The sequence below is a fragment of the Mycobacterium montefiorense genome (genome assembly GCF_003112775.1).
Taxonomy (GTDB): domain Bacteria; phylum Actinomycetota; class Actinomycetes; order Mycobacteriales; family Mycobacteriaceae; genus Mycobacterium; species Mycobacterium montefiorense.
In genome coordinates this window covers 4,900-18,767 of record NZ_BFCH01000007.1, presented here as the reverse complement: position 1 = coordinate 18,767, position 13,868 = coordinate 4,900, and the positions used below count along the sequence as shown (strand labels likewise).

Annotated in this window: 3 protein-coding genes; all 3 read right to left on the bottom strand. The window is 68.7% G+C overall.

Annotated features, from left to right (window positions below; translation table 11 throughout):
• Positions 1-2 precede the first annotated feature (2 nt).
• Complete coding sequence (locus DB708_RS03735; protein WP_108920626.1) at positions 3-5,414, bottom strand: type I polyketide synthase; 5,412 nt, start codon at positions 5,412-5,414, stop codon at positions 3-5.
• Complete coding sequence (locus DB708_RS03730) at positions 5,415-11,909, bottom strand: type I polyketide synthase (RefSeq protein ID WP_108920625.1); 6,495 nt, start codon at positions 11,907-11,909, stop codon at positions 5,415-5,417.
• A partial coding sequence (locus tag DB708_RS03725; protein WP_201263413.1) for a beta-ketoacyl reductase occupies positions 11,909-13,868 on the bottom strand: 1,960 nt, incomplete at its 5' end. The genes DB708_RS03730 and DB708_RS03725, both read right to left, overlap by 1 nt.

Sequence of the window (13,868 nt, the reverse complement as noted above, 5' to 3'; positions counted from 1 at the left end):
GCTTACTGTCCTCGCTTCCGCCGCATCGCGGCTCCTTGGCGCGCCGCGGCGCGCTGTTGTGCTCGGTCGCGAACCGCGTTACCTCGATCGAGGTTTTGTTCAGGCTCGGCGAGGCCGAGCTGGCGGATCACTTCGACCGTGAGGTCTTGCAGCGATGCACCTTGCAGGATCATTGCCACCGGTGGCTCGATGCCGAAATCCGCACGTGTGGTGTTGCGGATCCGCACTGCCATCAAAGAATCCATACCGAGTTCGGTCAGCGGCACCCCGGTGTCGACGGCCGACCGATCGGAATACCCCATCACCCCCGCGATGCGTCCGCACAGGCGTTCTCGCACCACTTCCCGGGCCTCGGCCGGATCGAGCTCGCGCAGCGCCTGGGGTCCGGACCAGTCGCCGCCGTCGCCGGCGATGTCCAGTTCGGAGACCACGCTGGTGAAATAGCCGAGGTTGCGGATTTCGGGGAACGCGAGCATCGCGCGGTCGGCACGCAGCCGGGTGACGCCGGTGTGGCTACGGTCGGTGGCCAGCAACGCGTCCATGGCCGCGATGCCCTCCGCCGGACTGATGGGGTCAAGCGGGCTGCCGACCAGAGACTGCGCGACACCCACTTCCGACCACGGTCCCCAATTGATCACCGCCGCCGGCATTCCGGCCGCGTGGCGCCAGGCAACCAGCGCATCGAGCCATGCGCTTGCGCACGCGTATGCGCCCTGCCCGGCCGAGCCGAGCAACGAGGCGGTGGTGGAGAAACCCACCCACCAGTCGAGCTCACGACCGACGCTGGCCTGGTGCATCCGCAGCGCGCCAGCGGCTTTAGGAGCCCACACTCGCTGCAGGCTCTCCTTGCTCATCGACAACACCAGACTGTCGTCGATCACCGCGGCGCCGTGCACGATGCCGGCCAGCCGGCGATTCTGGTCCTCGGCAGCCGCGACCAGGCGTTCGGCGACGCCGGCAGCGGCGATATCGCCGCACACCACCGCGACCTCGGCGCGGCTTTCCAATTCGGCCAGCACCTTGCGTGCGTCGTCGGAGGGTTCGCTGCGCCCGTTGAGCACCACCCGGCCCGCGCCGCTCTCGACCAGCCAGCGCGCGAAAACCAGGCCGAGACCGCCGAGGCCACCGGTGACGATGTAGGACGCGCCCGACTCGACGACCGCGTCGCGCACCGGCTCGCCCAAGGTCGCACGGCCCAGCCGCTCGACGTACCGCTGTCCGTCCCGCCAGGCGACGACGTCGTCGAAATTAGCTGCGGAATGCTGTGATTCGAGTTCGGCTATCAACGCGGACACCGGGTCCCGGGTGGTGTCCAGGTCGACGAGCGTGGTGTGCAGGTCGGGATGTTCGTAGGCCAGCACCCGCACCAGACCCCGCAGCGCGCCGATCGCCGGGCGGCCCGGCTCGTCGCGGACGGCGAGACCGCCCGGGGTGACCAGCCACAGCCGCGGTGACCGGCCGTGCCAGCCGCCGAGGATCGCCCGCACCACCGTCGAGATCGCCCACACCGAATCCCGGGCCCGGTTGAGCCCGGCGGCGGTGATGCCGGCATCGTCGGAGCCGTCGCCGATGAACGCGACCACGCCGACGGGCGGGCGCTCGGGATCGCCTGCCGTTTCCGCGAATGCGGTGAGCATCGCGGCCTCATCGCCGAGATCGGCGGTGATCACCCGGCGTGCCGGTGAGCGCCACTGCTCGACGAATTTCTCGGCCTTGGAGCCGGCGTCGGTGAGTACCAGCCAACTGCCAGGAGCATCGGAGGGGCCCGCAGCCGCGATCGGCGCTTCCACCCAGCTGGTGTCGAAGACCTTCTGCGCCAGCGGCAATGGCGCGCTGCGTCGTTCGACGCGGCGCAGGTACAGATCGTTGATTTCGGCGGTCACGTTTCCGGCGTCGTCGGTCAAGGTGAGCTTGCCGAGCTTTCCGGCGCCGCCCTCGTCGAGGTTCATCAGCCGGGCCCGGCAGTGGGCGTGCCGGCCGGGATTGCCGTACACCCGGAGTAACTCGAAAGAGACTGGAAGGTAGCTGATTTCGGCCGAACCCGCGGTCGCGGCGGCTTCCTCGTCGGGTATCGCCGCCGCCAGGCCTTGCAGGGCGGCATCGAGCATGACGGGGTGGATTCGGTAACCCGGATGCCTGGGCGCCCCTTCGGGCAGGGTGATCTGGGTTTCTACCGAGCCGTCCGGCTGCCGGTTGATCTGGGTCAGTGCCGCGAACGCCGGGCCGTGATTCTGGCCGGTCATCCGCAGGACTGCGTACAGGTCGGCCGGTGATACCGCGGTCTGGCCGTCGCGGGGGCCGGGTGTCCGTCGCTCGAGGGTGCCGTCGGGCGGCGACACCGCGGCCCTGGCGGTCGCGTGCCGGCACCAGCCGGCGGGGGTGCGGGAATAGATCTCGATGCGGGTCTTGTCGTCGGCGCCGCGGGTCAATTGCGTCGTCACCTGGGTGTGGCCGTCGAGGGTGAGCATCTGCTCGACCTCGAGCTGGTTGATCGCCAGGGCATCGACCGGCAGACCGAACGCTTCACTTGCCGCGGCCAAAGCGATTTCGGCGAACCCGGCCGCCGGCATGACTGCCTGGCCGAAGACCTTGTGGTCGGCCAGCCAAGGGGATACGTCGGTGCCGACGTCGGCCTGCCACACATGGTCCTGGCTTGAGGGAACTTCGACGTGCATGCCGAGCAGCGGGTGCGCGTCGACCGAGTCCGGCCCGGGGTAGCTAGCCGAGCGGTCCGCGACCCAGAAGGGTGTGTGCTGCCAGGGCGTCACCGGGATGTCGGCGAGCCGGCGGGTGGTGTCGATCTCCGGGAGCTTCCCGACCGCCGCGAGTTGGGTGTGGAAGGTGACGGTGTCGTCGGTGTCGCGTTGCAGGGTGCCGACGGCCGTCAGCTGAGCCCGGTTCTCCGAGTCGCTGAGAGTGTCGTCGATCGCGTAGGTGAGCACCGGGTGCGGGCTGACCTCGATGAAGGTGTGATAGCGGGCCGCCGCGGTGGTGATGGCCTGGTGGAAGCGCACCGGGTTGCGCAGGTTGGCCGCCCAGTACTCGGCGTCCAGCACCGTCTGGGGCTGCTCGCTGGTGGTGCTGATCATCGGAATGGTCATCGGCTGCGGCGCGAGATCGGCGAGCGCGGAACGCAATTGCGGCAACACCGGGTCGATGATCGGGTGGTGGGAGGCCACGTCGACGTCGATGCGGCGGGCCAGCCGGTTTTGGGCGGCCACCGCCTCGATCACGGCGTCCACGGATTCGGGCGGGCCGGCGATCACGGATTGGCGCGGCGAGGCGTGAACGGCCAACGTCACCTGCGGGTAGTCGGCGATCAGCTCCGCGGCGGCGTCGGCGTCGAGCTCCAGCAGGGCCATCGCGCCCTGACCGGACAGCTGGGCCATCAGCCGCGAGCGGGTGGCGATCACCCGCAACCCGTCGGCGGGAGTCAGCGCCCCGGCAACGACGGCGGCCGACACTTCGCCCATCGAGTGGCCCACCACCGCGTCGGGTGTCACGCCGTACGAACGCCACAGCGCGGTCAGCGCAAGCTGAATCCCGACCAGCACCGGCTGAATGCGGTCGATGCCGACCACTTCGACGCCGTCGGCGAGAGTCTGACGCAGCGAAAAGCCGGCCTGTGCAACGAAATCGGGCTCGAGCTCGTCGATGGCCGCGGCGAACGCCGGTTCGTCGGCCAGTAGCCGCCTGCCCATGCCGACCCATTGCGAGCCCTGACCGGAGTAGACGAACACCGTGCCGGGGCCGGTGAAGCCGTCCCGGCACTCCAGCACGCCGGGAACGGGGCGCCCGGCGGCCAGCGCGCGCAGACCCGCGATCGCGTCCGTATGGTCACGTGCGACCACGACAGCGGCCTTGGGATGGCGGGACCGGTGGTGGTTGAGGGTGTGCGCGACATCGGCAAGCGGCGCCGCTGCGCCGGGGCCTTCCATCCAGTCGGCCAGCCCCGCGGCCAGCGAGGCGGTCCGCTGAGAGGTCTTGCCCGACAGCACCAAGGTGGACAGCCGCGGACCGGATCCGTTCGCCGGTATCGACTCTGGCGCCTGTTCGATGACGACGTGCGCGTTGGTCCCGCTGAGGCCGAACGACGACACGGCCGCCCTGCGCACACCGTCGGGCCACGCCGTGGCCTCGGTCGGGACGAACAGCCGCGTCGACGAGGGGTCGATGGCCGGATTCCAGCGGGTGAAGTGCAGATTGGGCGGAATCTGGCCGCGCGACACGGCCAGCGTCGCCTTGATGAACCCGGTGATTCCGGCCGCGGCCTCCAGGTGGCCGATGTTGGTCTTCACCGAACCGAGCGCGCACTTGCCGTCGCCGCGGCCGTAGGTGGCCGACAGTGCCTCGAATTCGATCGGATCGCCCAATATCGTTCCAGTGCCGTGTGTTTCGATGTAGTTCACGCGGTCCGCGGTCGAGTCGGCCAGCCGCAGCGCGGTGCTGATCACGTCGCGTTGTGCCGCCGCGTTCGGCGCGGTCATGCCGTTGGAGCGGCCGTCCTGGTTGATCGCCGAGCCGCGGATCACCGCCAGCACCCGATCACCGTCGCGGGTGGCGTCGGCCAGCCGCTTGAGCACCACGACGCCGCAGCCCTCGCTACGTACGAACCCGTCGGCCAGCGCGTCGAAGGTTTTACAGCGGCCCGTCGGCGACAGGGCCGACCACTTGGACAGCGCGATGCTGGTGAACGGGGACAGCATCAGCTGAACGCCACCGGCGAGCGCCACGTCGCTTTCGCGCAGCCGCAGGTTCTGGCAGGCCAGGTGCAGCGCCACCAACGACGACGAGCACGCGGTGTCCACCGCGACCGCGGGGCCGCGCAGCCCCAGCAGATACGAAATTCGCCCGACCGCGGCGCTGTGTGGGTTTCCGGTGGACATGTATGCGTCGATTTCCGCGCGGCGCTCGAGGTTGACGATCGTGTAGTCCCACGCCGACAGCCCCATGATCGCGGCGGTCCGGGTGCCGCTCAGCGAATCCGGGGGCAGCCCAGCATGTTCGAGTGCTTCCCAGGCGACTTCGAGCAGGATCCGCTGTTGGGGGTCCATCGCCTCGGCTTCGCGCGGGGTGATGCCGAAGAAGTCGGCGTCGAAGCCGGCGACGTCGTCGACAAAGCCTCCCCACTTCGTCGTCATCCGCCCCGGTGTCTGCGGGTCGGGGTCGTAGAAGGCGTCGGCATCCCAGCGATCGGCGGGCACCACGTCGACGGCGTCACGTCCGTCCATCAGCAGCTGCCAAAAGCTGTCCGGCCCGGTCACACTGCCCGGCAACCGGCAACCGATCCCCACCACCGCGACCGGTTCGGCGACATCGGTGGGAAACGTGGTCCCCGCGCGCACGAGTTCGCGTGCAAGGACCTCGCGCGCCTTGGGTGACATCTGCGCCGCGCGCTCGGCAAGACTCGTCATTTACTCACTGCCCCCGGTTGCCGTCTCCAGCTCGCTGGCCGCAACGAGGTCGGACAGCAATTCCATTTCTTCATCTGACAGCTCGGATTCGGCCTCCGGCGCCGGTTCGGCCTCGCCGATGGCCTCGTAGCCCAGGCGTTCACACAGTGCGCCGGCCAGATCGGTGATGGTCGGGTAGGCCCAGACCAGCGCGGCCGGCAACATGGTGCCCAGGCTCGCTTCGAGCCTGTTGCGCAGCTCCAGCGCCATCAGCGAGTCCAGACCAAGCGACTCCATCGGCCGGTCGGGGTCGATCGGCTCGGTCGAGCGCAGCACCGCCCGGATCTCGCCGGCGATCGCGGTGGCCAGGCGCGCGGGACGCTCGGCGGCGTCGCAGGCGTCCAACTCCGCGCGGATCGCGCCGCCGCCGCGCCGCTCGGTGGGGGTCAGGTCCTGCAACTTGGCGAACAGCGAGGAACCCGCCGCCGACGGGAACGACTGGAACCACTGCCGCGCGTCGAGGCTGAACACACCGGTGCGGGCCCGGTCGGCGGCCAGTGCCAGCTGCATCGCCGCGAGCCCCTGCTCGACGGTGATCATCGCGACACCGAGGTCGGCGAAGAACTGGGCGCGACCGACTTCGGCCCATGGGCCCCAGTTGATTCCGACGGCGGGAAGCCCGAGCGAGCGCCGATGCGCGACCAGGCCGTCGACCCACGAGTTCGCCGCGGCGTAGGTACCCTGGCCGGGCGCGCCCAGCAGTGAGGCCACCGAGGAGAACGTCAGCCACCAGTCGACGTCCAGGTGTGCGGTGGCCTGGTGCAGGCGCCAGCTGCCGGTGACTTTCGGGGTGAACACCCGCCGCGCGGCGGCGTCCGTGACGTTCAGCACGATCTCGTCATCGAGAACCATTGCGCTGTGCAGGACTCCGGCCACCCGGAAGCCGGCGTCTTCGACGGCCCGCACCAGCCGGCCGGCCGTGTCGGCGTCGGCGATGTCGCCGGTGACCACCTCGATGCGGCTGCCCGCGGCGTTCAATTCCGCGATCGCCGACCGGGTTTCGTCGCTGGGAGCCGAACGCCCGTTCAGCACCACCAATCCCGCGCCCTGATCGACCAGCCACTGCGCGACGACGAAGCCGAGACCACCCATGCCGCCGACGATGAGGTAACCGCCGTCGGGGCTGACCAGAGGAAGTGGCGGCGGTGCCGCGATCGCTTCGATGTCACCGCCGGCCGGTATCGACACGACGATCTTGCCGGTGTGCCGGCCCGAGGCCATCAGCCGGAATGCGTCGGCCGCGTCGGAAAGAGTGAACTCGGTGACGGGGAGTACCTGCAGCTTGCCGTCGGCCACGTGCGCCAGGATGTGCCCGAGCATTTCGCGGTACCGCGCGGGTTGCAGCTTCAGATTCAGGTCGAGGTCGACGACGGCGAAGGACGCACTTTTCGCCAGTGCGGCCAATCCCAGGCTGGCGTCGGCGTGCACGTCCTTCTTGCCCAGCTCGATGAACCGGCCGCAGGGGGCCAGGATCTGCACACCGCGGTGAATCGCCTCGCCCGGAAGTGAATTGAGAATGACGTCGACACCGTAACCGTCGGTGATGTCGAGTATCTCGTCGGCGAACTCCACGTCGCGGGAGTTGCCGACGTACTCGACGCCAAGTCCGGCCAGCATTTCGCGCTTGGCGTCCGAGCCGGCCGTCGTGTAGATGCGGGCCCCGATCATCTTGGCGATCGACACCGCGGCCAGCCCGACACCGCCGGTGGCGGAATGAATCAGCACCCGCTCGCCGGGTGCCAACCGGCCCACCTCGCACAGTGAGTGCCAGGCGGTCAGATACGCGATGCCGAATGCGGCCGCCTCGCCGTCCGGCAGCGCCTCCGGGACCGGGGCCACCAGATCGGCCAGCGTTGTCATGTGTGAGGCGAACGTTCCGGGACCGAACGCGATGACGCGCTGTCCGACCTCGACCGCGTCAACGTCCGGGCCGACCGCGGTCACGAAGCCGACACACTCGCCGCCGATCACCGGCGGGGCACCGTCGAGTCCGGGATACACGCCCATCGCCTTCAGCACGTCGCTGAAGTTGAGGCCCGCGGCCACGACACGAACTTCCACCTGACCGGCGGACGGCGGAATGCGCTTGACCGCATGCACTTTGAGCTCGTCGAGGCGCCCGGGCCGGTCGATCTGCAACCGCACGGCGCCGTCGCCGTCCAGACTCACCACGGTGCGACGGGATTCGGCGGCAAGCTCACCGGCCGCGTCGACCGGCGCGGGCACCAGCCGGTTGACATACCGTTGCTGGTCGCGCAGCGCGATCTCGTCGTGGTCCGCACCGGCCAGCAGCTCCTCGGTCAGCGCGGTCAGGGTGCCGGAGCCGTCGGCGTCGATGTCGACGATCGTGGTCCGCAGTTCCGGATGCTCGAACGTCAGCACCCGCGCGATGCCCCGAAGTTGGGTCTGCGCCAGGGTGACTGGATCGCCGGGATCGAGCTGTTGGGCGCCGCGGGTGACGATCCACAGCCGGGGGCTGTTGCGGGCCCCCATTCGCGTCACCGTCTTGGCGATGTCGGCGATCAGCAGTGTGCGGGCCTGCGCCAGCTCCAGCTGTGCCTCGTCGTCCAATGCCTTGTCGACGCTGCGCGGCGGGCAGACGACGACGATGCTGTCCCATGGGTTTCGGGTGATCGCCGCGCGCAGGCTTGCCGCGTCGGCGCCCGACACCACCTCGATGTCGGCGACAGCGTCGCGCAGCGACGAACGCAGCGCGGGCAGCAGCGGGTCGTCACCGATCAGCAACACGCCGCCGAGCGTGCCGGCGGGCTTGTCTAGGGGTGCGGGCTCCCACTGCACCGTGTACAGCTGACTACCGAGTTCGGTTGTGCCGCCGCTCGACCCGAGTACCGCCATCTCCACCTCGTCGATGACGAGCACCGGCCGGTCATCCGGGTCGGTCAGCGTGACGTGGCCGCGGAGCCGGTCGGGGCTATCGGTGGCGGCCAGCGAGCCTATCGAGCAGACACCGCCCGTGATGTCGCCGTAGACGTGCACGCCCGCGAAACGTATCGGCAGCACCAGGGTTTGACGGGCCGATTGCCCGCCGGCCAGGTCGGTCGCGATCCGGGTGGCGCCCAGGGCTTGCACGGCGATGTCCATCATCACCGGGTGCAGGCCGAAGCAGCGGAAGCCGGTTTTGGCCGTCGCGGGCAACCGCACGTCGGCGCGGGCGGCACCGGACTTTTCGACGGCGAGCCCGACGATTCCGCGGAATGCCGGTCCGTGTTGTTGGCCCGCGCCGCGCAGCCGTTGGTAGAGCTCCTCGGGGTTGAGTTCGTCGGCCACCTCGTCGAGTGGCGCCGGTCGCGGCACCTCGTCTTCGGACGCGGTCTCCCGGGCAACCGTTGCGGTGGCGTGTTTGATCCACCCCGAAGTGGCGTTCTGCGTGCGCATTTCGATCCGGCACGTCTGCTCGTCCCCGGTCAGCGTCGTGACGAGCAGAGTGTCCTCGGTGACGTGCAGCATCTGATGCAGGCTGAGCTCGCGGATCATCCAGCCCGCTGAGCCTTCGGCGTCTGCGAATGCGTTCGTCGCGGCGGCCAGCGCGACCTCGGCGTAGGCCGATCCGGGCAGCACGCAGAGGTCGTCGATCACGTGGTCGCCGAGCCACAGCAGATCTGGGCACAGTTCGCATTCCCAGATCCGGGTGCCGGTGCCCGGATCGGTGACGCCGATGCCGAGCAGTGGGTGGGTGTCAGCGGTGTGGTGGGCGGGGATGGTGGGGGCGATCCAGTGCCGGGTGTGCTGCCACGGTGTGGTGGGCAGCACCGGGTGCGGCTCGCACGGGTGCGGAGTCTGCGGCGGGCGGCTGGTGTGCGTTGTGTTCAGGTTGGTGTGGAAGGTCAGGGTGTCGTGCGCATCCCGTTGCAGGGTGCCGAGACTCAGATAGTCGGCACCGCCGTCGTTCTCACGCGCAGCGAGGGTTTCGGTGATGGCATGCGTCAACAATGGGTGGGCACTGACCTCGATGAAGGTGTGATGCTCGGCGGCTGCGGCGGTGATGGCCTGTTGGAAGCGCACCGGGTTGCGCATGTTGGTGGCCCAGTGCTCGGCATCGAACGCCGCTGGGGCTTGCAGGTTTTCGTAGGTGGTCGAGATGACCGGAATGGTCGGCGGTTGCGGGTCCAGACCGGCCAGCTCGGCACGCATCGCGGGCTGCAGGGCGTCCATGGCCGGGTTGTGCGGGGCCACTTCGATGTTGACTTGGGAGGCGAACTGGCCCTGCGCGCGCACCGTCGCGATCAATTCGTCTATCTGTGCGGTGGGCCCCGAGATGACCGTCTGGCGCGGGGAGGCATAGATCCCCAACGTGACCTGCGGGTGGTCGGCGAGCAGCGCCTCGGTGGCGTCGGCGTCGAGTTCGAGCATTGCCATGGTGCCCTGCCCGGACAACGGTGCCATCAGCCGCGACCGGGTCGCGGTCACCCGCAACCCCTCGGCGGGGGTGAGCGCACCCGCGACTACCGCCGCGGCCACTTCGCCCATCGAGTGCCCGATCACCAGATCCGGGGTGACGCCGTAGGAACGCCACAGCGCGGTGAGCGCGATCTGCATCCCGATCAGGCCGAGCTGAATCTGCTCGATGCCGTCGAGCTCCTTGCCGGTGGCGATCATATCGTGCAGCGAAAAGCCGGCTTCGGCAACGAATGTCGGCTCCAGTTCGGCGACCGCCGCGGCGAATGCCGGCTCGTCGGCCAACAGCTGGCGACCCATGCCGGGCCACTGCGATCCACGGCCCGAGTAGACGAACACCGTGCCCGGCCCGACCGATCCTTCGTGGCAGTCCACGACTCCCGGGGCGGGTTCGCCGGCGGCCAGCGCACGCAATTCCGCGACGGCTTGGTCGCGGTCGGCGGCGGCCACCGTTGCGAACTTGGTCTGCCGGGCCCGGTGATGGTTGAGGGTGTGCGCGACATCGGCCAGCGCCACGTCGGCACCGGGGCCGTCCATCCAGTCGGCCAGCACCGCCGCCGTCGCCGCCACCCGCTGCTTCGTCTTGCCCGACACCAACAGCGTCGTTACCGCCGGGCCAGACCCCTGGTGCGGCACCGGCACCGGATCTTCCGCCTGCTCGACCACGATGTGCGCATTCGTTCCGCTCACTCCGAACGACGACACCCCAGCCCGGTGCGGTTGCCCGGTGTCCGGCCATTCCATGTCCTCGGTGGCGATGGTCAGCCGAGACACACCTTCGCTGGCGTGCGGCGTGAGCTCGCGGAAGTTGAGGTTGCGAGGAATGCGCCCATGCCCCACGGCCAGCACGGTCTTCATGAATCCGGCAATACCGGCCGCGGCTTCCAGGTGACCGAGATTGGTCTTGACCGCGCCCAACACCAGTGGCGCGCGGTCCTGTCGGTCGGCGAAAACCTTGCTCAGCGAATCGAGTTCGATCGGGTCGCCGAGCGGAGTGCCGGTGCCGTGCGCCTCGATGTAGTCAATGTCGGCCGGCGTCAACTTGGCCGACGTCAGCGCCTGGCGAAGCAGCGCCTGCTGCGCCGGGCCGTTCGGAACGGTCACCCCGCTGCTGGCGCCGTCCTGGTTGACCGCCGAACCGCGCACCACGGCGAGGATCCGGTTGCCGTCCCGTTGCGCGTCGGAGAGTCGCTTGAGCACCACCACCCCGGCGCCCTCACTGCGGACATACCCGTCGGCGCCCGCGTCGAAGGTTTTGCATTGGCCTTCCGGCGACAGCATGCCCCACCGCGAGCAGGCGATGCTGGTTCCCGGCGTCAGCAGCAGATTGGTCCCACCGACTAGCGCCGTGTCGCTTTCGCGCCAGCGCAGACTCTGGCAGGCAAGGTGGATGGAAACCAGCGACGACGAGCACGCCGTGTCCAGCACCACCGCGGGACCGCGGGCCCCGAGCAGGTAGGCCATCCGGCCGGCGGCGAAATTCGCCGAGTTCCCGGTGAGTACGTAGGCGTCGAGGTCGACCGGGCGCACCGTGCCGGACATCTTCAGCATGTAGTCGTAGGCGGTGACACCGACGAAAACCGAGGTCTGGGTGCCGCGAATGGTGTGCGGCGGAATGCCGGCATTCTCCAAGGCTTCAAAGGCGACTTCGAGGAACAACCGCTGCTGCGGGTCCATCGCCGCCGCCTCACGCGGGGTGATAGAGAAGAACTCCGCGTCGAATTCGTCCGGCTCCCAATTGGAAAGGAAGCCGCCTTCGCGGTTGCAGATGGTGCCGGGAACCGTGTGGTCCTCCGTGAAAAGAGCGTCGGCGTCCCAGCGTTGCGATGGAACCCGCACAATGCCGCTGCGCCCATCGCGCAACAAGTCCCAGAACTGTTCCGGGTTGTCGACACCACCGGGAAACCGGCAACCCATCCCGACAACCGCGATGGGCTCGGTGCCCGCCTTCTCGGCGATCTCCAGCCGAGCCGACAGATCGTCGATCTTGTGCAGCGCCTCGGCAATGATCGCCCGGCGGTCTGGTGTCGGGGTGGTCATCAGGTCCCTCTTAGTCTTTCCGAAAGTTGTTCCAACAACTCGGCTTCGCTGAATTCGTCGTAGGCATCCGCGTCCGGCTGCTCGTCGGCCTCGCCGAGCTCGGGCAACACCGTGCCCAGATAGTCGGTGAGGCTGTACACGGTGGGGTAGTCGAAAACCACGGAGGCGGGCAGGAATTCGCCGAGGGTGTCGGACAATGTCCGCTGCAGAGTCACGCTCATCAGCGAGTCCATCCCGAGCTGGAAGAAGCCGGTCGAGGGGTCCAACGACTCCGTCGGCGGCAAGCCCATCACATTGGCCGCGAGCCGAGCCACCTGGTCGAGCAACATGTCGTGGCGCTGTTCCGGCTGGCACTTGCCCAGGGCGATGCGGAACTCACTTTCCGGCATCGCCGTCTCGCCGGGGATCGGCAACAGATCGTCGACAATGCGCAGCGAGCCGCGGGTCCGGTAGGCGGCTGCCAGCAGCGGCCAATCCGCTTCGACGACAACGGAATGCACCCCGGCCGACGGGCTCATCGCGCGTGCCAGACCGCCGATGGCGATCTCGTCATCCATCGGCAGCAGCCCAGATCCCATGCTGACCTGGCTGAAATCGTGTTCGGCGTCGGCCAGCGATTTCCACAGTCCCCAGTTGACCGTGGTGGCCGACAGCCCCATCACGCGGCGCGCATAGGCAAGCGCATCCAGGTAGCCACTGGTAGCGGTGTAGTGGGCAAGCCAGCGCGAGCCGGTCAGGCCGGAGATCGAGGAGAACAGCACGAAATGGCGTACCGGCTTTTCCAGCGACAGCCGGTGCAACACCGCAGCGGCGTCCAGCTTGGGTGCGAACATCGCGGTCACATCGTCGTTCGTCATCTCGCTTAGCAGGATCGGCTGACCGGCGAAGGCTGCCAGATAGATACCTTCCAGCGGAGGCAAGTCGGCGCCGAACCGGTCGAACAGCGCGCTCATCGCCGTCTCGTCGGTGGCATCCGCCGCGATGGTCATGAGTGTAATACCTTGTAATGCAAGGCTTTCCGCGAGTTCATGCAGTCGTTGGCCAGGGTTGCGGGAGACGGCGACGACCGTCCCCGCTCCCATTCGCGCGAGCTGGCGGATCAGGTGCGGCCCGATATTGCCGGTAGCGCCGATGACGAGCTGAGCGGCGTCGGGGTCCAGCGTGACCGCTTCGGCCGGCAGCACACGCTTGCGCAGCCGCGGCACGTGCCGCCGTCCGGACCGGTAGACGACCTGGTCTTCGCGATCGCCTGCGCCCGCCTCGTCGAGCACCAGCCGTGCCAGTAGCTGGACGGGTACCGAGCTGTCGAAATCGATGATGCCGCCCCATATTTCGGGGTGCTCGAGCGCGAGTGTTCGTCCCAGGCCCCACAGTGCCCCGTGACTGGGGTTGGCGCGATCGCCTTCGTCAAGGGGTTGAGCGTTGCGGGTCACCAGGAACAACTTGGCCGGCGAACTGCTGGCCGCCATCGCGCAGGCAAGCCGGCGGACCTGATGGAAGAGCTGATAGGCCGTTCCCACGTCGAGCGGATCGCCCGGATCCGGAGCGGCGTAGACGACGTGGTCGACATCGCCGAGCGCCCCGCCCAACGCGGCCGGCTCGGCATCCGCGGCCCGCACGTCGGCCAGGCAACCCAACTCGGCGGCCAGGGCTGCGTCGCCGACCACCAGCCAGCGGCCGGCGACCGTGGTATCGGCGTCGGGCAGCGGCGCTGCTTCCCACACGACCTGATGCGACCAGTCATCGAGCGGTCCGCCGATTCCCGGTGTCGAATGGGTGTGCTGCGCAGCGCCATTGCGTTCCGGCGCCGGTGTCCGGGTTTCGGCAGCGGTGAACCAGTGGTGGGTGTGGTGCCACGGGGTGGTGGGGATCTGGGGGTGTGGTTCGGGTGGATGCGGAGTCTGCGGCGGATGAGTGGTGCGCACCCTGTTCAGGTTGGTGCGGAAGGTGATGGCGTCG

Excerpts from the sequence above, each read along its gene's own strand:
- DB708_RS03735 (WP_108920626.1), bottom strand. The coding sequence starts at position 5,414 with ATGACGAGTCTTGCCGAGCGCGCGGCGCAGATGTCACCCAAGGCGCGC.
- DB708_RS03730 (WP_108920625.1), bottom strand. The coding sequence starts at position 11,909 with ATGACCACCCCGACACCAGACCGCCGGGCGATCATTGCCGAGGCGCTG.